Annotated in this window: 11 protein-coding genes; 3 read left to right on the top strand and 8 right to left on the bottom strand. The window is 68.1% G+C overall.

What is annotated here, in order from left to right:
- Positions 1-193 precede the first annotated feature (193 nt).
- Positions 194-1,627 (top strand): aldehyde dehydrogenase family protein, encoded by a 1,434-nt coding sequence (locus tag GW587_RS02600; protein WP_166098163.1) that lies wholly within the window; start codon positions 194-196, stop codon positions 1,625-1,627.
- Here the strand turns inward: GW587_RS02600 and GW587_RS02605 are convergent.
- From GW587_RS02605 to GW587_RS02620, 4 genes are all read right to left on the bottom strand, one after another.
- Positions 1,596-2,237, bottom strand: coding sequence for an HAD hydrolase-like protein (locus GW587_RS02605; RefSeq protein ID WP_166098165.1), 642 nt, complete (start codon positions 2,235-2,237; stop codon positions 1,596-1,598). The two genes, GW587_RS02600 and GW587_RS02605, sit on opposite strands and share 32 nt — an antisense overlap.
- A gap of 190 nt (positions 2,238-2,427) precedes the next feature.
- Entirely contained in the window at positions 2,428-3,045 is a 618-nt protein-coding gene (locus GW587_RS02610) for a TetR/AcrR family transcriptional regulator (RefSeq protein WP_166098168.1), read from the bottom strand.
- 159 nt (positions 3,046-3,204) lie between these two features.
- Positions 3,205-4,410, bottom strand: coding sequence for an IS110 family RNA-guided transposase (locus GW587_RS02615; protein WP_166098170.1), 1,206 nt, complete (start codon positions 4,408-4,410; stop codon positions 3,205-3,207).
- Positions 4,411-4,645: 235 nt separating this feature from the next.
- Complete coding sequence (locus tag GW587_RS02620; RefSeq protein WP_166098172.1) at positions 4,646-6,511, bottom strand: phosphoenolpyruvate carboxykinase (GTP); 1,866 nt, start codon at positions 6,509-6,511, stop codon at positions 4,646-4,648.
- 278 nt (positions 6,512-6,789) lie between these two features.
- Between GW587_RS02620 and GW587_RS02625 the strand changes: the two genes are divergently transcribed.
- Entirely contained in the window at positions 6,790-7,785 is a 996-nt protein-coding gene (locus tag GW587_RS02625) for a D-2-hydroxyacid dehydrogenase family protein (protein WP_166098174.1), read from the top strand.
- On the opposite strand, the gene GW587_RS02630 is transcribed toward GW587_RS02625, so the two are convergent.
- Positions 7,782-8,549 (bottom strand): L-asparaginase, encoded by a 768-nt coding sequence (locus tag GW587_RS02630; protein WP_166098175.1) that lies wholly within the window; start codon positions 8,547-8,549, stop codon positions 7,782-7,784. The two genes, GW587_RS02625 and GW587_RS02630, sit on opposite strands and share 4 nt — an antisense overlap.
- A gap of 129 nt (positions 8,550-8,678) precedes the next feature.
- Here GW587_RS02630 and GW587_RS02635 point away from each other — a divergent pair, with 129 nt between their 5' ends.
- Entirely contained in the window at positions 8,679-9,164 is a 486-nt protein-coding gene (locus GW587_RS02635) for an asparaginase domain-containing protein (protein WP_166098178.1), read from the top strand.
- Positions 9,165-9,170: 6 nt separating this feature from the next.
- Here GW587_RS02635 and GW587_RS02640 read toward each other — a convergent pair whose 3' ends face one another.
- The 3 genes from GW587_RS02640 to GW587_RS02650 form a co-directional block, all read right to left on the bottom strand.
- Entirely contained in the window at positions 9,171-12,275 is a 3,105-nt protein-coding gene (locus GW587_RS02640; RefSeq protein WP_166098180.1) for a hypothetical protein, read from the bottom strand.
- Positions 12,276-12,393: 118 nt separating this feature from the next.
- A complete protein-coding gene (locus tag GW587_RS02645) occupies positions 12,394-18,735 on the bottom strand; it encodes an SPM autocatalytic domain-containing protein (RefSeq protein ID WP_166098183.1) in 6,342 nt (2,113 codons plus the stop codon).
- 152 nt (positions 18,736-18,887) lie between these two features.
- Complete coding sequence (locus tag GW587_RS02650; protein ID WP_166098185.1) at positions 18,888-19,784, bottom strand: recombination-associated protein RdgC; 897 nt, start codon at positions 19,782-19,784, stop codon at positions 18,888-18,890.
- Between the last annotated feature and the right edge of the window lie 18 nt (positions 19,785-19,802).

A 19,802-nucleotide genomic window follows, 5' to 3' on the forward strand; every position in this document is an offset into this window, starting at 1 on the left:
TAAAAAGTGTCGAGCATGCACTGTAATCAAAGGACGCGCGCGGCGCCGGGCGATTCAGACCAAACGCCGAAAGCCCGGCATGAAACGCAAAATCCCGCGACAGGCAGGATCAGGCAAACATGCGGCAGAAACCCCTCTGACGCGCCGGCGCGCCGATCCCTAGAATGGCTACATCAACCAACGAGGAGCAGTCATGCACATCATCGATAAAATCTACATCAACGGCCAGTTCGTCACGCCGCACGGCAGCGAGGTGCTGGACCTGGTCAATCCGACCACCGGCCGGGTGGACGGCCAGGTGCGCCTGGGCGACGTGGAGGACGCGCGCCGCGCCGTCGCCGCCGCCAAGGCGGCCTTCCCCGCCTTCTCCCGCAGCAGCAAGGCCGAACGCGGCGCCATCCTGCAACGGCTGCACGACGCGGTGCTGGCGCGCGCCGAGCAGGCCACCGCCGCGCTGGTCGAGGAATATGGCGGCCCGGTCAACACCAGCGCCGGCCGCTCGCAATACACCGCCGCCATGTTCCTCGATGTCAGGACGGTGATGCAGCAGCACGAATTCACCAGGACCATCGGCGTATCGAAGGTGGTGCTGGAGCCGATGGGCGTGGTCGGCGTCATCACGCCGTGGAATTCCAGCGCCTGGTTCGTCGCCAACAAGGTGGCCGCCGCGATCGCGGCCGGCTGCACGGTGGTGGTCAAGCCCAGCGAATTGAGCGCGCGGCAGAACCAGATCCTGGCCGAGGCCATCCACGAAGCGAAGCTGCCGCCGGGCGTGGTCAACATCGTCAATGGACGCGGCGACGTGGTGGGTGCGGAGTTGAGCGTGCATCCCGACGTCACCAAGATTTCCTTCACCGGCTCCACGCCGGTCGGCAAGACCATCGCCCGCCTCGGCGTCGACAGCATGAAGCGCATCGCGCTGGAACTGGGCGGCAAGAGCGCCAACGTGATCCTCGACGACGCCGATTTCGAGCGCGCGATCCCGAACGCGGTGGCGGCCTGCTTCATGAACAACGGCCAGGCCTGCATCGCCGGCACGCGGCTGCTGGTGCCCGAGCACCGGCTGGAAGAGGTCAAGCTGCTGGCCAAGATGGCGGCGGAGGCGGTGCTGGTCGGCGATCCGCGCGATCCGGCGGTGGCGCTGGGGCCGATCGTCACGCAAAAACAATATGAGCGCGTGCAGGGCTACATCGCCAAGGGCATCGAGGAAGGCGCCGAGCTGGTGACCGGCGGCCTGGGCAAGCCGCCGGGGCTGGAGGCCGGCCACTTCGTCAAGCCGACCGTGTTCGCGTGCGTCACGCCGCACATGACCATCGCCAGGGAAGAGATCTTCGGCCCGGTGCTGTCGATCCTGACCTACCGCAGCGAAGAAGAAGCGATCGCGATGGCCAACGACACGCCATACGGCCTGCAAGCCTACGTCAGTTCGACCGATCTGGCGCGCGCCAACCGCGTGGCCGAACAACTGGTGGCCGGCCGGGTGCACATCAACGGCATCCACTGGGATCTGAACGCGCCGTTCGGCGGCTTCAAGCAATCGGGCATCGGGCGCGAATTCGGCCCGTACGGCCTCGATTCCTACCTGGAGACCAAGGCTATTCTGGGCGAAACGGCGCAATACCGCTAAGCAGTTCGTCGACCTGGCGGAACACTCGCGCCGGCTGTTCCGCGATCAGCGCGTCGACGTGGTTGTAGCCCCAGGCCACGGCGCCGAAATCGACGCCGGCTTCGGCGGCGACCTTGGCGTCGCGGATCTCGTCGCCGATCAGCATCGCATGCTCAGGCGCGACGCCGCTGGCGGCCAGCACCTTGCGGATCTTGGGCAGCTTGCCGAACAGCGCGGCGCCGCATTCGCACTGGCTGAACAGGGAAGCGATGTCCGGGCCCAGCGTCTTGACCACGTTGCTGCGCGAATTGGAGCTGACGATGGTCAGCTCGACGCCGCGCGCCTTCAGCTCGCGCAGCACATCCTCGATGCCGCCGAACAAACGGATGTCGGTGACGCTGCGCGCCATGCCGGAGCGCATGAAGGTGGCGATGGCCGGCACCTTCCACAACGGCACCTCGTGGATCGCCATCATCTGCCGCGCGTCCAGCGCGCGCAGCGCCTGCTGGCGGTCGCGGTCCAGGCGCTTGAAGCCGTACTTGTCGGCGGCCTCGTCGAACAAGCGCAGGAACACCGGCAGCGTGTCGGCCAGCGTCCCGTCGAAATCAAAGATGATGAGCTTGCGGTTCAAACGATCCTCAGAAAATGACGAAGTCCTCGTTACTTCGGGGCAGCGAGCGCAGGATACACCACAAGCTGCTGCGCGACGCAAAGTACAAGCCTACCGGAATCAGTAATAGTAAAACAGTCATGATGCCCTCCGATTTTCGCACACATGTGCGAAATTAATTGAAACGGACCGCGCACGCAGGGCGGCGCGATTACTCAGGATCGTTGAAGCTTTTGTAGGTCGAGATCAGTCGGTTGAAGGCGCGCAGCATGTGGCGGCCGGCATGCTCGTCGTGCAGGAACCGGCTATCGTGGACCAGTCCCACAACCAGGCTGCTGATTTCGTAAACCAGTTGGGCGGCGTCGGTATCGGGGCGCAGCTGGCCCAGCTCCACCGCCTGCAGGATGGTCTTGCGCAGCGACGCGCGCCATGCCACGGCGCCTTGTTGCAGACGGTCGCGCAGCGGGCCGTGCTGGTCGTCGAACTCGAAGGCGCCGGCGCTGTAGAGGCAGGCGTTGCGCAGGCCCTCGTCGGCGGCGCGCCGCGACCAGGCGCCGACCATGGCCATCAAGCGCGGCAAGCCCCTGGGCAGTTGCAGCGACGGCAGGAACACTTCCTGCGCAAAGCGGCGGTCGTATTCATCGAGCACGGCGGACTGCAAGGACTCCAGCGAGCCGACGCGGGAAAACACGCCGCTTTTGCTGATACCGGTGCGCTTGGCCAGCTCGCCGAGCGACAGCTTGCCGATGCCCTCGGCGGCCGCCATCCGCAGCGCGGCCTCGATGATGGTGGCGTAAGTCGCCTCGCTTTTTGCGGTCAGGGTGTCCATGGATCGAACTTTAGCACACCTGTGCGAAATAACAAGCAAAAAAAAACCCCCGGTGTCAGTGCCGACATTCGGACACAGGCTCAACCGTAGTGGTGCATTACGGTTGAGCCTGTGTCCGAATGTCGGCACTGACACCGAGGGGTGTCCCTATGCACTTCGTCAAGCAGTTGCGAGAGGTGCAGGGCAATAAAGTGTCCCGTCTCGCATCATGGCGTACATCACGTCGCAGCGCCGCCTTGCGAGAGCGATCAGTGCTTGGTTGTGCCGTTTGCCTTGGCTGATCTTTCGGGCATAGTAAGCCCGCGACACTGGGTCCCGGAGTGCGGCAAAGGCCGACAGGAACAACGCTCGCTTGAGCACTTTATTGCCTCGTCTCGATGGATGCTCGCCGCGAATCGAGGAGCCGGAACGACGGGTAACTGGCGCCAGCCCAGCATAGGCCGCGAGGTGAGCAGCAGAGGCAAACGCTTTTGCGGCGACCTCTGTAAGGAGTCGGGCAGCGGTCCTGACGCCGACTCCTGGCATGCTGGTCAGGACTGAGTAAAGAGGGTGTACTTGCACCAGCCGTTCAACCTCTTGGGCGACCTCGTCGCGCTGACGGCGCAGTGCCGCGAGCTGGTGCGCCAGGCGCGGCAAGACAATTGTTGCGGCGTTTGTTCCTGGCACAATCACCGTTTGCTCGGAAAGTGCCAGGAAAACTTCATGGGCTAAGCTTTTACCCATTCGAGGGGCGAGCTTGCTCAGTTTGTTCGCAAGGCTCTTTTCGCTGGTGGCGGCAAGGCTCGCCGGTGATGGATGCCGTTGTAGCAGGTCCAGTACAGCCGGGTGATCAAGTCGCGGGCCAATAACGCGCTCCAGCGCTGGATGGATTTGTGTCAGTAGTCCGCGAATTCGGTTACTTGTCTGGGTAATCTGATCGGCCAGATCATCGTCAAAACCGCACAGCATGGTCAGCTCCGCCAACTGCTCATCATCGAGACGAAGTGAGCGCAGTGCATGCGGCATTGAGCGTGCCGCTTCGGCGATGATGGCGGCGTCTCGTGCATCGGTCTTGGCTTCGCCAGCGTGCAGATCCGCAATTCGGCGCATGGCAAGGCCGGGGAGATATGCCACCAGGATACCCTCGGCTCTGGCGACGGTCACCGGCAATGCTCCGATGGTTGTAGGCTGGTCAACGACCAGCAGTAGCTTGCCGTGTTCCTTGAGGCTGGAAATCAGCGATCGCAGCCTCGTTTCGTCATTTGGCATCGCCTTATCGAACAAACGTTTGCCAGCTCTGCTCAGTGCAAGGGCATGGTGTTCTCCCTTGCCGACGTCAACTCCAATAAAGACATCTACAGCATCGTAATGTTCAATCGCGTCCATGCGACCTCCCGCTACAAGAGGTTGTAATGGCCAACAACTTACGGCAGCAGGTCTCGGCATCCACGTTACGGATGGCCTCAGGATTCCCTCTGGACCAAGTCCCTATCAGCGATCACCAGCCACCCACCAAGTTCGGTGACAACACCCCCCGGATCATGGGCGACTGGGGGCAACAATCATGCCGAACTTGGCTGGCCAAAACCTTGAGGATCAAGGTCTGTATATAGTAACGGGGTTATTTCGCCAGACGCTTCTCAAGCTCGGCCTTGACGGCCTTCAGCTCGGCCGGCAGGTGGTAGGCCAGCTTGGTGAACAGTTCTTCGTGCAAGACCAGCTCTTCACGCCAGGCATCCTTGTCGATCGAGGTGATCGTCTCGAACTCCTCCGGCGAGAACGGGATGCCGTCCCACTTCAGGTCGCCGAAGCGCGGTGTGGTGCCGAAGATGTTTTCGATGCCGCCGGCCGTGCCTTCGATGCGTTCCAGCATCCACTTCAGCACGCGCATATTGTCGCCGAAACCAGGCCAGACGAAGTGACCCTGCTCGTCGGTGCGGAACCAGTTGACGCAGTACACCTTCGGCAGCGCGGCCGGGTTGGCCTGGCCGATCTTCTCGCCCAGGTTCAGCCAGTGCTGGAAGTAGTCGCTCATGTTGTAGCCGATGAACGGCAGCATCGCGAACGGGTCGCGGCGCACCACGCCCTGCTGGCCGGCTGCCGCGGCGGTGGTCTCGGAGCCCATGGTCGCGGCCATGTACACGCCTTCGGTCCAGTTGCGCGCCTCGGTCACCAGCGGCACCGTGGTCGAACGGCGGCCGCCGAAGATGAAGGCCGAGATCGGCACGCCGGCCGGGTCGTCCCACGCCGCGTCGATCACCGGGTTCTGCGTCGCCGCCACGGTGAAGCGGGCGTTCGGATGCGCCGCCTTGGTGCCCGAGGCCGGGGTCCAGTCCTTGCCCTGCCAGTCGATCAGGTGCGCCGGCGCCTGCTTGCTCAGGCCTTCCCACCAGACGTCGCCGTCGTCGGTCAGCGCGACGTTGGTGAAGATGGTGTTCTCGCGCAGCGAGGCCATGCAGTTGAAGTTGGTCTTTTCGTTGGTGCCCGGGGCGACGCCGAAGTAGCCCGCTTCCGGGTTGATCGCGTACAGGCGGCCGTCGGCGCCCGGCTTGATCCAGGCGATGTCGTCGCCGATGGTGGTGATCTTCCAGCCGTCGAAGCTGGCCGGCGGGATCAGCATGGCGAAGTTGGTCTTGCCGCAGGCCGATGGGAAGGCCGCCGCGATGTAGTGCTTCTTGCCTTGCGGCGATTCCACGCCGAGGATCAGCATGTGTTCGGCCAGCCAGCCCTTGCCGTCGATCTGCGCGTCCTGGTGGCCCATGTTCGAGGCGATGCGCAGCGCGAAGCATTTCTTGCCCAGCAGCGCGTTGCCGCCGTAGCCGGAACCGAACGACCAGATTTCGCGCGTCTCGGGATAGTGCACGATGTACTTGGTCGGGTTGCATGGCCATGCCACGTCTTTCCGGCCGGCTGTCAGCGGCGCGCCGACGGTGTGCACGCACGGCACGAATTCGCCGTCCGTGCCCAGCACGTCGTACACGGCCTTGCCCATGCGCGTCATGATGCGCATGTTGACCGCGACGTATGGCGAGTCCGACAACTCGACGCCGATGTGTGCGATCGGCGAACCGAGCGGGCCCATCGAGAACGGCACCACGTACATCGTGCGGCCGACCATGCAGCCGTCGAACAGCGGGTTCAGCGTGGCGCGCATTTCCGCCGGGTCCATCCAGTTGTTGGTCGGGCCGGCCTGTTCCTTGGTGCTGGAGCAGATGTAGGTGCGGTCTTCGACGCGCGCGACGTCGGTCGGGTCGGAGCAGGCCAGGTAGGAGTTCGGACGCTTTTCCTGGTTCAGCTTTTTCATGGTGCCGGCGGCAACCATTTCCGCGCACAGGCGGTCGTATTCCTCCTGCGAGCCGTCGCACCAGTGGATGCGGTCCGGTTTGGTCAGGGCGGCGATTTCCGCCACCCAATTGATCAGTTTTTGCTGTTTGATGTAAGCTGGGACGTTCAATGTCGCAACGCCACCCATAACGGGCTGATTCATGGTGCCTCCAATGCTAATTAAGAATTCTGTCGCGGCAGGATCGTCGTCAGCTTTTGGCTAGCGCTCGGAATTCCATTCGAAATGGATCGGCGGATACGGCGGTCTTGCTGGGCCCGGATCTGGTCGTCGGGCCGTGTTTTTGGGGCGATTGTACACCCGTCAATACGGGTCCCATACAAAAATGTAGGAGAATTAGTTGAGTAAAGTAGTAAGCTATTCCGGTTCCGCGCCAGCCTGTTATTTCCCTACGAATCACACAATAAAATCTGTTATCTCCCATGAAAATTGCGATTCTTGACGATTACCAGAATGCCACCGCCAGCCTGCGCTGCATGGATTTGTTGCGCGGCCATGAAGTCAAAGTATTCAACAGCACCACCCGCGGACTCGGCCAGCTGGCCATCCGCCTAGCGCCGTTCGACGCCCTGGTGCTGATCCGCGAACGCACCGCGCTGAACCGCGCGCTGCTGGCGAAATTGCCGAACCTGAAACTGATTTCGCAGACCGGCAAGCTGTCCGGCCACGTCGACGTGGCGGCCGCGACCGAGCTCGGCATCGCCATCGCCGAAGGCGTCGGCTCCCCGACCGCGCCGGCCGAACTGACCTGGGCGCTGATCATGGCGGCGGCGCGCAAGATCGTGCCGTATGCGAACAACCTGAAGGATGGCTTGTGGCAGACGGCCTCGATCAACCCCGCGCTCAACGGCCTCGGCGTCGTGCTCAAGGGCCGCACGCTGGGGATCTGGGGCTACGGCAAGATCGGCCAGATGATCGCCGGCTATGCGCGCGCGTTCGGCATGCCGGTGCTGGTCTGGGGCAGTCAGTCCAGCCGCGACAAGGCGGTGGCCGACGGCCATGGCGCGGCGGATTCGCGCGAGGCTTTCTTCGAACAGGCCGATGTGCTGAGCCTGCATCTGCGCCTGAACGCGGAGACGCGCGGCATCGTCACCGCCGCCGACCTGGCGCGCATGAAGACCAGCGCCATCCTGGTCAACACCAGTCGCGCCGAGCTGGTGCAGCCGGGCGCGCTGGAGCAGGCCTTGCCGCAGGGGCGGCCGGGCTTCGCCGCGCTGGACGTGTTCGAGTCGGAACCGCTGGCGGCCGACAGCCCGCTGCTGCGCATGCCGACCGTGCTGGCGACGCCGCACCTCGGCTATGTCGAGCAGGATAGTTACGAGTTGTATTTCCAGTACGCGTTCCAGAACGTGGCGGACTTCGTCGCGGGCACTTGCGACAAGATCAACAATCCGGACTACAAGGCCAACGCCCGCTAGTCCGTTTGTTCCGGCATTTCCGGCTGGCCGGTCAGGTTGATGCGCGGCGTGGGCATCGCATGCACCTTGCTCCACAACCCGGCCCAGCCGGGCGGCCAGACGATGTCCGGTCCCGGGTACGGCGGCAGGCTGGCGCGCACCGGAATCACCGGCACCGGCGGCATCTCGGTCAGCGGCGCGCCGTCGGGACGCTGCATGTCCAGGCTGTACATATAACCGGGCAACAGCGCGTCGCAGACGCCGGCGAACCACTCGGCGTGATCCTCGTCGCGCCCCAGCGCCTGCGCCAGCCCCTGCGGATCGAACCTGGCCAGCGCGTGGATCAGCTCCTCGGTGGTTGCGCCCGGCGTGTCGCCCCAGCCCATCACCGGGTTGACGTTGTAATCGGCGCCGGAGCCATACCAGCCCTCGCGCCACGGCCGCTGCATCCAGTCGCGCTGGCCGGTGAACAGATGCCAGCGCCAGTGCAGCCCGGACGGCTTGGGCCAGGAATACAGATACAGCTTTTGATAGCCGGCCTGGTGCAGCGCGCGCACCACCGCCATCAGCCGCGCGTGCGGCATGCGGTCGGGCGGCGCGCGGCGGAACAGGATCGCCTCGCCGTCGGCGAACTGCACTTCGTCTGTGGACAGGTTCAGGTCCAGCGTCCGCGCCTCGCTGCCGAACCGGGCCGAGATCCAGCCGGTCAGCAAATTGACCGACGTGATGACGCCGTAGCCGCGATGGCGGTGGAAAATGACGGTTCCGGGAGCGAGGGCTTTCATGGTATCGAAACGAACAAAGAAACCAGTGTAGTCATAGTATGCCCAAGTTTCCAGTGCGCCGCGCCACTCTTTTTGCGTTGCCGGTTTGGGTTATGATGCACATCATTTTACTTAGCTTGAGCATCCATCATGACCCTGCGCATCCTCGCCACCGGCGGCACCTTCGACAAACATTACAACGAATTGAACGGCACCCTCGGCTTCGCCGACAGCCACGTGCCGGCGCTGCTGGCGCGCTGCCGCCTGACCATCGACGTCGCGCTGGAACAGTTGCCGCTGATGGATTCGCTGGACATGGTCGACGCCGACCGCGAGCGCATCCTGGCCTCGTGCCGCGCCGCCAGCGAAAAATCCATCGTCATCATCCACGGCACCGACACCATGCCGCAGACCGCCGCCGTGCTGGGGCCGGCCAACCTCGGCCAGACCATCGTGCTGACCGGCGCCATGATTCCATATGCCATCGCCAATTCCGACGCGATGTTCAACCTCGGCTTCGCCTGCGCGGTGGCGCAGACCTTGCCGCCCGGCGTCTACGTGGCGATGAACGGCAAGATCTTCGCCTGGGATAACGTGCAGAAAAATAAAGCGGCCGGCGTGTTCCAACCGCTTTAAATCCTCTTAGCGGCGCGGCGGCGCCAGCACGGTCGGCGGTTCTTCCGCCGCGTAGAGATTCAGCTGCACCCCCGCCCCCGCCGCCTGCCGGCGCAGCGCGTCGAAGCCGATGCCCTGCCGCGCCGCCGCGTCGGCGCCGAACGCCGCCAGCGCCGACGCCATGCCGCTGACGCGCATGCTCAGCGTGTCGGCCGCCATCAGCGACGGCGCGTTCCTCGCCTCGGTCAAGGCCGCCATTTGCGCGCTGCTCAGGCCGGCTGTCTGCGCCGTGGTCAGCACATTGGCCTGCTGCGCCGTCAACGCCGTGATCTGCGCGGTCGACAACACCTTCAGCTGCGCGCTGCTCAAGGCCAGCAAGTCCACCGTTTCAATCGCCGCGATATCGTCCGCGCCGAGCGCGGCCAGCAGCCCCTTGCTCAACGCGGTCATCTGCGCCGTGGTCAACGCCACGATCTGGTCGGTGGTCAGCACATCGTTGCCGTCCAGATGCGCGGTCGGCAGCGCGGCGATCTGGCGCGTGCCCAGCGCCGCGATCTGGTCGGTGCGCAGCGCCAAAATTTGCCCCGGCTGCAGGCGCGCGATGTTCGCCGTGCTCATGCCGGCCAGCGTGGACGCGCGCAGCGCCGCCAGCACCTCCGGCAGCAGGTTGGGGAGATTGCCGGAGCCCATGGCCGCCACTTGCGCCGCCGTCAGCGCCGCCGCCTGTTCGCCGCTCAGGCTGGCGAAGAAGGTGGTCGACAAGGCCGAGGCGAACGCCGCCGTGCCCAGCGCGGCGACATCGGCCGTCTCCAGCGCCGCCACCGCGTCGCTGGACAGGCTCGCCAGCTGCGCGTTGCTCAAGGCGGCCGCCTGCGTCACGTTCAACGCGACGATCTGGTCGGTGGACAACGTTGCCAGCTGCGCCGTGCCCAGGCTGGCGATCGCCGCCGCCGTCAGGCCGCCCAGCTGGCGCGTGCCGATCGCCGCCAGGTCGCGCGTCGACAAGCCCTGGATCTGGCGCGTGCCGAAGCCGGAGAATTGCAGCGCGCTCAATGCCGCGAACTGTTCGTCGCTCAGCGCGGCCAGGGCCGCGGTCGACAAGGCGCCGATCTGCGCCAGCTTCAACGCCGCGATGTGTTCGGTCCCCAAGGCCGCCAGCGACGCCGTCGACAGCGCGGCGATCACGCCGGCGTTCAGCGCCGCGACATCGGCCGTTTCCATGCGGGCGACCACGGCGGTCGACAGCGCGCCGAATTGCGCGCTGTTGAGGGCGCCGCTTTGCGCCACCGTCAAGGCGTTGACCTGCTCGCTCGACATCGCCTGCAGCTGGTCGGTGCGCAGGCCGGCGATGGCGGCCAGCCTCAGCGCGGCGATCTCCTCCACCCGCATCCGCGCCATCACGTCGCTGGACAAGGCGGCGATGTGCTGGCTGCCCAGCCCCGATGCCTGGGCGGTGGTCAGGCCGAGGATCTGGCCGCTGCGCAGCACCGCGAACTGCGCCGTGCGCAAGCCGGAAATCGCCGACGCACCGAGCGCGGCGAAGTCCTCCGGCTCCAGCGCGGCGATCGCCGCGGTCGACAGCGCCGCCACCTGGTTGGCGCTCAGCACCGCCGCCTGCTCCGCGGTCAGCGCCACCGCCTGTTCCGCCGTCATGCCGGACAGCGCCGCCGTGCCCAGGCGCGCGATCTGGGCGGTGCCCAAATAGCCGATCTGCTGCTGCGGGCCGCCCAGCGCGGCGAATTGCGCCGAGTTCAGCGCCGCGAGGAACGCCGCCGGCAGCGCCGCCAGGCTCGCGGCCTCGATCGCGCCCAGGTTGGCGGTGGCGATGCCGCCCAGCTGCGCCGTGTTCAGGCCGGCGATCTGCGCCGTGCTCAAGGCCAGGAACTGGTCGACCCGCAGCGCGTTCAGACTGGACGATCGCAACGCGCCCACCTGGCGCGTGGTCAGCGCAGCGATCTGCCCGGCGCCCAGCATCGCCAGCAGCCGCGTCGACAGGCCGGCGATGACGCCGGTGCCGAGCGCCGCCAGGTCCTGGTTGTCGATGGCGGCGAAGGTGTCGGTGTCCAGCGCGTTCAGCTGGGCGCTGTTCAAGGCGGCGGCCTGGGCGCTGGTCAGCGCCGCCAGCTGCGCGCCGTTCAGCGCCGCCATCTGCCGGGTCTGCAGCGCGCCGACCGCGCTGGCGCGCAACGCCGCAAGCACGGACGGGTCCAGCGCCTGGATGGCGTCGGTCGACAGCACGGCGAGCTGGCGGCCGCTCAGCGCCGCCAGCTGCACCCGGTCCAGCGCGTTCACCTGCTCGATGCTCAGCGCGCACATTTGCGCCGTGCTCAGCGCCGCGATCGCGCCGGTGTTCAAGGCGTGCAGCCGGCCGGCGTCGAGCGAGCGGATATGCTGCGTGCCCAGCGCCGCGATCTGCCGGCTGTTGATGGCGCCGAGCTGGCCGCCGTCCAGCGCCAGCACCTGCTGCACGGTCAACACCGCGATCTGGCGCGTGCTCAGCGCGGCCAGGTCGGCGGTTTCAAGCGCGCCGAGCTCGGCGGCGCTCAAGCGCGCCACGATGGCGGTGCCGAGCGACGCCATTTGCTGGGTGGTGAAGGCGGCGATCTGGTCGGCGCCGAACATGTCGGCGTCGTCGACGCGCCGGCTGGGCAGCATCGCCACCTGGCCCGGCTTGAGCGCCGCGATTTGCGCCGGGCTGAGCGAGCGGATCTGGTCCGGCGTCATGCCGGCGATCAGCGTCACCGCCAGCGCGTTGACGTGCGCCGGCGACAAGGCCGCCAGCGCCGCCGTCGACAGCCCGGCGATGCCTTTCGCGCTCAGCAGCAAGGCCTGGGTAACGCTGATCGCGCCCGCCTGCGTCGCCGACAGCGCCGCCATGAAGCGCGTGGTTTGCGACGCGGCCGCCAGCGACGACACCGCCAACGCGGCGAAGTCGTCCGGCTGCAACGCGGCCACGCCGGCGGTCGACAGCGCCGACAGCTGCGTGCCGTTCAGCGCGTGCGCCTGCGCGGTGGTCATGGCGGCGATATGCTGGGTGCCCAGTGCGGCCAGGTCGGCGGCGTTGAGGCGGGCGATCAGGCGGGTGCCGCCGGCGGCGAACTGCGCGGCGGTCATGGTGGTGTCGAAGCTCATGGTTTTTTTCCCTTGGAATGACTGAAGTGGTCCAGACGCCAAGCCGGGGGAAAAAGAAATATTGCGGAAATAATAAAGCCCGCCGAAGCGGGCTTTGGACATGCGGCGCCGGGCCGGCTTAACGCGGCGCGGCCAGCAGGCCTTGCGGCGTCTCCGCCTGCAGCGCCTTCAGGCGCAGCGTTTCGTGGTCGGACAGCGGCGCGGCGGCGGTCAGGCCGGCCGCCGCATATTGCCGCAGGCTGTCGGCCATGCGCGCGGCGTTGGATGCCAGCGTACCGGCCGGCCCGCCCGCGCCCTGCGCGAACCAGACGTCGGCCAGCGCGTGCTGCCGGCCGTCGTCGCTGGTGTAGCTCGAACTCATGCCGATCAGGTTGCCGTTGTCCTCGGCGCCGTCGCGCCGCACGTCCAGGTTCAGGCTGGCGATGTGCAGCTCGGCCAGCGTCTTCAGCTCGTCCGCCTGGCTGACGCCGTCGGCGTCGGCGTCCACCCACACCCGCAGCTCGGCGTACAGGCTGTCCTTGGCGTCGATCACGCCGTCGCCGTTGCTGTCGATCGACGCCAGCGCGACATAGCCGTTGCCGGCGGTGCCGCCGTCGGCCAGCCGCGTGGCCGAGCCGAACAATTCCGCGCCGTCGTTGATGACGCCGTCGTGATTGCGGTCCAGCGCCAGCAAGCCGTCGCCCGGGCCGACCCAGCCGGTCGCGCGCGGTTCCCCGCTGGCCGCCAGGTCGAAGCGCACGCCGGCCTCCAGCCCCAGCGTGCGCACGCCGTTGCCGTCCAGGTCCAGCACCAGCGGCGTGACGAAGGGCATGGCCGCTTTCTGCGCCGCGCTGAAGGCGTTCTGCTGCGCCGCGCTCAGGGTGTTGTACTGCACCGCCGTCATGGCGCGGGTCTGGGCGATGGTCAGCGCCGACAGCTGGGCGTTGGCCAGGCTCGCCATCTGGAACGGCGTCAGCGCGCGGATCTGCTGCGCGCCGAGGCTGGCGATGTCGGCCACCTCGATGGCGCGCAAATTGGCCGCGCTCAGGTCGGCGATCAGCGCGGTGCCCATCGCCGCCAGTTGCGCGCCCGACCAGGCCACCATCTGCGCCGACGTGAACTGGTCGCTCATGTCGTTCGGCCGCAGCGCCGCCACCTGCGCCAGCGTCAGCGCCGACACCTGCGCCGGCGTCAGCGCCAGCAACTGGGCGTCGCTCAGCGCGCGGATCACGCTGGTGCCGAGCGCCGCGATGTCGCCCGCGTCCACCGCCGCCAGCGAGGTCGGCAGCAGGCGCGCGATCGCCGCCGAATCGAGCGCGGCGAACTGGGTCGCGCTCAAGGCCTGCAATTGCGCCGCGCTCATCGCCGCCAGCAGATTGCCGTCGCGCGCCGCCGCGTTCAACAGCAGCGGATTGATCGCCGCCACCTTGTCCGGGCCCAGGTAGGCCACCTGCGAGGCCGCCAGCGCCGCCAGTTGCGCGCTGCCCAGCGCGGCGACCTGCGCCACGTTCAAGGCCGCGATCTGGCCGCCCTTCAGCGCCAGCAGCTGCTGCGTCTTGAGCGCGGCGAAGGCCGCCGTCGCCAGCGCGCCGATATCCTGCGATTCCATCGCGCCGACCACGGTCAGCGGCAGCGACGCCACCTGCGCGCCGCTCAGCGCGGCGGCCTGCTCGAGCGTCAGGCTGGCCGCCTGCGCCATACTCAGGCCGGCGAAGGCCTGGGTCCGCAACGCGGCGATCTGCGCCGTGCTGAGCGCGGCGATGCCCTGGCCGGAACCGCCCAGCACCCGCATCTGCTCCGAGCTCAGGCCGGCGATCGCGGCGACGTTGATCGCGCCGAGGTTGCCGGCCTTGATGGCGGCCACGTCGTCCAGCGTCAGGCTGCCGAACTGCGCCACCGTCAAGGCGTGGATCTGGCCCCAGTTGAAGGCGGCGAACTGCGCCGCGTTCATCCAGCCGATCTGGCTGGTGCTGAAGGCCGCGATCTGGGCCGAGCTCAAGCCGGCCACCTGGGCGTCGCTGAGACCGCCGACGAAGGCGGCCGACAGGGCGTTGACCTGGCGCAGGTTGAGCGCGCCGACCTGGTCGCTGCTGAAGGCGCGCATCTGCTTGTCGCTCAGGCTTTGCAGGGCGGCGGTGCCGATGGCGCCGATCTGCGCCGTTCCCAGCAAGCCGAAGTTGACCGCCGCGCCGGCCGCGTTGACGCCCAGCGCGGCGATCTGCGCCGGCGTCAGCGCGGCGATCGCCTGCGTGCCCAGCGCCTGGATGTCGCTGTCGAGCGCGACGATGGCGGGGTTCGACAGGCCGGCCACTTGCCGGCTGCCCAGCGCGCCGGTCTGCTGCAGCGTCAACGCCGCGATCTGGCTGGTGCGCAGCGCGCCGATCTGGCTGCCGCTCAGGCTGGCGATCTGGGCGGTGCCCAGGCTGACGATCTGGGCGTTGCTCAGGCGCGCCAGCTGCGCGTTGCCCAGGCCGGCGATGGCCTGGGTGCTCAGCGCCGCCAGGCTGGCCGGCGACAGGCCGACGATGCCGCTGTCGGACAGCGCGCCGACCTGGCTGCTGCTGAGCGCCAGCACTTGGTCGTAGGTCAGCGCGCCCAGCTGGTCGCTGTTGAGCACCGCGATCTGCCGCGTCAGCAGGCCGGCGATGGTGCGGGTCTGCAACGCCGCCAGGTCTTGCAGCTCGAAATTGGCGATGGCGTCCAGCGACAGCGCGGCGATCTGGCCGCCGCTCAGCGCGCCGGCCTGCTCCACGCTCAGGCCGATCGCCTGGTCGGTGGTGAGGCCGGTCAGCGCCGCCGTAGCCAGCGCGGCGATCTGGGCCGTGCTCAGCGACGCCGTCTGCGCCACGGCCAGCGCCGCCAGCTGCGCCGCCCTCAGGCCGGTCAGCGCGGCGGTGCGCAGCGCGCCGATGTCTTCCGGATCGAACGCCGCCAGGTTGGCGGTCGACAGCGCGGCGATCTGCGCGCTGGCCAGCGCCGCCGCCTGGGCCGAGGTCAGCGCGGCCGCCTGCTGGTCGCGCAGGCCGGCCAGCGCCGCCGGGCGCAGCGCGGCGATCTGCGCCGTGGTCAGCGCCGCCATCACGCTGTCGCCGCTGCCTTCCGGATCGTTGCCCAGCACGCTCAGCTGGGCCGAGCCCAAGGCGGCGATGGCGGCGGTCTGCAAGGCCGCCAGGTTGGCGCTGCTGATGGCGGCCAGGTCGGCCGGCGACAGGCCGCCCAGCTGGGCCGAGCCCAGCGCGGCGATCTGCGCCGACGCCATGTGGTTGATCTGTTCCGGACTCAGCGCGTTGAGCTGCGCCACGCTGAGCGCGGCCACCTGGCGCGTGGCCAGCGCGGCCACCTGGCTGGTGCTGAACTTGGCCAGCGTGTCGCCGGACAGCGCGGCGATCACGGCGGTGCCCAGGGCGGCGATGTCGCTCAGCTCCAGCCCCTGGAAGCCGTCGGCGCTGAGCGCGACCACCTGCGCCGCGCTCAGCGCGCCGACCTGGGCGCTGGTCAGCGCCGTCACCTGCTCGCCGCGCAGCGCGGCGGCCTGCAGCGTCGTCAGCGCCGCCAGCGTGGCGGTCCGGAGCGCGGCCACGTCGGCCGTTTCCAGCGCCGCGATGTCGTCGCCGCCCAGTCCCGCCACTTGCAGCGCGCTCAGCGACGCCGCCTGCGCGGTGGTCAACGCGACGATCTGGTCGGTGCTCAGCGCGGCCAGCGCGGCGCTGCCGAAGGCGCCGATCTGCTGCGTGCTCAGCACGCCGAACAGGCCGCCGTTGGCGCCGCCCAGCGCCGCCAGCTGGGCCGGGTTCAACGCCTGCAGCATGGCCGCGGTCAGCGTGCGCAAGCCGTCCGCGCTCAGCGCGGCGATGTCCTCGCCCTGCAGGCCCGGCAGGTTGCGCGAGCTCAGGCCGAGGATTTGCCGGGTGCCCAGCGCCTGCACTTGCGACGGCGCCAGCCCCAGCAGCTGATTGCTGCTCAACACCGCGAATTGCTGCGAGCTCAGGCTGTTCAGCTGCAAGGCGCTCAGGCTGGCCACGGCCGCGCTCGACAGCGTGGTGAGGAAGGTGGTGCCCAGCGACGCCAGGTTGGCGCTGGCGTACGCGGCGATGATCTCGGGCCGCAGCGCGCCCAGTTGCGCGGTGTTCAGCGCGAGGAATTGGTCCCAGGTCAGCGCCGACAGCTGGTCGTTGCTCATGGCGCCGATCTGCGCGGCGCTCAGGCCGGCGATGGCCTGGGTGCGCAGCGCGGCCAGGTCGGCCGTTTCCAGTTGCTGCAGCGCCTGCGTGCTCAGCGCCCGCACCTGGTCGCTGCGCAAGGCGGCGGCCTGGCCGACGCTCAGCGCCGCCAGCTCGTCGCCGCTCAGCCCGGCCAGCGCGGCGCTGCGCAGCGCGTTGACCTGAGCCGTGCCCAGCGCCGCGATGTGCCCGCCCAGCGCGTTCAGCTGCGCCGCGCCCAGCGCGCCGACGGCGGCCAGGCTCAGCGCCGCCACTGCGGCGTCGCCCAGCGCGGCCACGTCCTCGGTCGACCAGGCGGCGACCTGCAGCGTATTCAGCGCGCCGATCTGCGCCGAGCCGAGGCTGGCGACCTGGGCGCCGCTCAGCGCGTTCAGTTGCGCCGCGCTGAGCGCGGCGATCTGGCGCGTGGTCAAGCCGGCCAGTTGCGCCGTGGCCAGCGCGCCCAGGGTGTCGCTGGCGATGCCGGCGATGGTGGCGGTGGCCAGCGCGGCCAGGTCCGCGCTTTGCAGGCCGGTCAGCCCGGCCTGGCCGATGGCGCCGAATTGGGTGCTGCTCAGCACGCTGGCCTGCAAGGTGCTCAGCGCGCCGACCTGGTCGGCGCTGAGCTGCGCCAGCTGGCTGCTCGACAGGCCGGCGATCACGGCGGTGTTGAGCGCGGCCAGGTCGGCCGTCTCCAGCGCCGCGATCAGCTTGGTCGCCATGGCGGCGGCCTGGCGGCTGGTCAGCGTCGCCGCCTGCGCCGTGCTCAGGGCGACGATCTGGGCGGCGCCGATGCCGGCCAGCGCGCCGGCGTCCAGCGCGGCGATCTGCGCCGTCGTCAGGGTGCCGAACAGGCCGCCGTCGAAGCCGCCCAGCGCCGCCAGTTGCGACGCGCTCAGCGCGCCGATGGCGGCGGTGTTCAGGGCGCGCATGGCGTCGCTGCCGAGCACGGCGATATCGTCGCTGCTCAGACCGGCCAGCTGCGGCGCGCCGATGCCGCCGATCTGCGCCGGGCTCAGCGCCTGGATCTGCGCGGTGCCGAAGGCGGCGATCTGCGCGCTGCCCATGGCGGCGACATGGCGCGTCCCCAGTCCGGCCAGCTGCGCCGGCGTCAGCAACGACAGCAGCGCCGGCGTCAGCTGCGCCACCGCGGCGGTGCTCAGCGCGGCCAGGTCGGCGCTGGACAGGCCGGCGATGTTGTCGCTGTTGAGCGCGGCCAACTGCTGGCTGTTCAGCGCGGCCAGTTGCGCGCCGCTGAACGCGTCGAGCTGGGCGCTGCCGAGCGCGGCCACCTGCCGGGTGCCGAGCGCGGCGATGGCGGCGGTGCGCAGCACCGCCACATCGGCGGTCGACAAGCGTTGCAGCATGTCGATCGGCAAGGCGCCGAGCTGGACGCCGCTCAGCACGGCGGCCTGCGCGGTGGTCAGCGCGTCGACCTGGGCGGCGTTGATGCCCTGCAGCGCCGAGCCGCTCAAGGCGGCGATCTGCGCCGTGGACAGCCGCGCGAAATAGCCGCTGGACCAGTGGCTGGCCAGGGCCGCCAGCTGGCTGGAGCTCAGCGCCGCCAGCATCGTCGTGCCCAGGTAGCCCACCTGCTGCTGGTCGAAGGCCGCCATGTCGGCGCTGGACAGGCCCGCCGCCTGGCGGCTGTCGAGCACGGCCAACTGGCCCGCGTTCAACGCGCCGACCTGGTCGGTGCTCAACAGGCCGATCTCGTTGCTGCCGAAGGCGGCGAAGGCGCGGGTGCTGAGCGCGGCCACGCCGTCGCGGCTGATGGCCGGCACGTCGGCGCTGGAAAAGGCGGCCAGCTGCGCGCTGCCGAGGGCGGCGAACTGCTGGCTTTGCATCAGCGCGACGTCGGCGCTGGACAGGCTGGCGATATTGGCCACGCTCAGCGCGGCCACGTCGGCCGATTCAAAGGCGGCGATCGCGCCCGGGTGCAGGCTGGCGAACGCCCGGGTGCCCAATGCGGCGGCCTGGGCCGTGGTCAGCGCGGCGATCTGGGCGTCCAGCAGCGCGGCCATCAGCGCGGTCGACGCGGCGCCGGCCGCGTCCAATACGGCGGGCTTGAGCGCGGCGATGTCCTGCGTCGACAGCAGTTGCAGATTGCTGCTCGCCAGCGCCGACAGCTGGGCGCTGCTGAACGCGGCGACATGGTCCACCCGCAGCGCAACCACCTGGTCCGGCGTCAGGTCCAGCATATCATTGGTGGTCCAGGCCGTGATGTCCGACACGGTCAGGTTGGCGATCTGCTGAGTGTTCAATCCGCTGGGCCCGCTCATTGGATATTCCATTTTTGACTAGACTTTTTACTATAGCAGAATACCATCTCATTGCCACGAGGCAATGACATTTTTTTGCCGGTCGGGACGAAAAAAATGCCGCGAAATCAACGACTTCGCGACATTCTTTCCTAAACGGCAAGGGATTGGACTCAGGCTTTGGCTTCGCCGCCCAGCGCCTCGACCACGTCGGCCATCAGCTTGGCCAGCTCGCCGGTCATCAGCATGAAGTCGCCGTCGAAGCGTTCCTCGTCGTTCCTGGTGCTCGACTCCTTCTCGGCGATCACGTCCAGCGGCTTGATGCCCTTGATCGCCAGCGATTCGGTCAGCACGAAGGAAATCTTGCTGTCCCAGGTCATGGCCAGACGGGTGCACTGCTTGCCGGCCGCGATGTGGCGGCGCACCTCTTCCGGGTCCAGCGAGTGCTTCACGTAGCGCACCGCCGCCTTGCTCTCGCCGGTGGCGCGCAGCTCGGTGTCCATGTCGACCGTGAAGCCGGCCGGGGCGTCGTCCGCCTGCAGCCACTCGGTCATCACGCCGACCGGCGAACGCTGCACCCGCAGGCTTTCCAGCGGCAGCTTGTCGACCGCCTTCAGCAGCAGCTTGATCACTTCGTCGGCCTTGGCCGGGCTGGCGGCGTCGACCACCAGCCAACCGTTGACCGGATCGATCCAGGTCCAGACGTTGCTGCGGATCGAGAAGGCGCGCGGCAGCAGCTCGTCGGCCACGCGTTCCTTCAATTCCTTCATCGCCTTCTTGCCGGGAGCAAAGCCCTGGGCTTCCTCCATCTCGGCGGCGCGCGCCTTGGCGACCTGGTTGATGACTGTATTCGGCAGCAACTTCTTCTCGGTGCCCAGCAGGATCAGCATTTGCTTGTTGACCACGTGCACCAGGCCACCGTTCGGGCGCGGCGTATCCCAGCCCTGGCGCAGCAGCTCATTGCTGGTGGCGGGGACGAAGGAATGCGGAGCGAGGGCGGCTTCCAATTGTTCCGGGGTAAAGGCCCAAGGGGCCGGCAGACGGTAAATCTGAAGATTCTTGAACCACATGAGTTTTTTGCCTTGTTT

Origin of the sequence: Duganella aceris, from assembly GCF_011090165.1 — a bacterium.
GTDB classification, from domain to species: domain Bacteria; phylum Pseudomonadota; class Gammaproteobacteria; order Burkholderiales; family Burkholderiaceae_D; genus Rugamonas; species Rugamonas aceris.

Coding starts and splice junctions, on each gene's coding strand:
- GW587_RS02600 (WP_166098163.1), top strand. CDS start 194: ATGCACATCATCGATAAAATCTACATCAACGGCCAGTTCGTCACGCCG.
- GW587_RS02610 (WP_166098168.1), bottom strand. CDS start 3,045: ATGGACACCCTGACCGCAAAAAGCGAGGCGACTTACGCCACCATCATC.
- GW587_RS02615 (WP_166098170.1), bottom strand. CDS start 4,410: ATGGACGCGATTGAACATTACGATGCTGTAGATGTCTTTATTGGAGTT.
- GW587_RS02620 (WP_166098172.1), bottom strand. CDS start 6,511: ATGAATCAGCCCGTTATGGGTGGCGTTGCGACATTGAACGTCCCAGCT.
- GW587_RS02625 (WP_166098174.1), top strand. CDS start 6,790: ATGAAAATTGCGATTCTTGACGATTACCAGAATGCCACCGCCAGCCTG.
- GW587_RS02630 (WP_166098175.1), bottom strand. CDS start 8,549: ATGAAAGCCCTCGCTCCCGGAACCGTCATTTTCCACCGCCATCGCGGC.
- GW587_RS02635 (WP_166098178.1), top strand. CDS start 8,679: ATGACCCTGCGCATCCTCGCCACCGGCGGCACCTTCGACAAACATTAC.
- GW587_RS02640 (WP_166098180.1), bottom strand. CDS start 12,275: ATGAGCTTCGACACCACCATGACCGCCGCGCAGTTCGCCGCCGGCGGC.
- GW587_RS02645 (WP_166098183.1), bottom strand. CDS start 18,735: ATGAGCGGGCCCAGCGGATTGAACACTCAGCAGATCGCCAACCTGACC.
- GW587_RS02650 (WP_166098185.1), bottom strand. CDS start 19,784: ATGTGGTTCAAGAATCTTCAGATTTACCGTCTGCCGGCCCCTTGGGCC.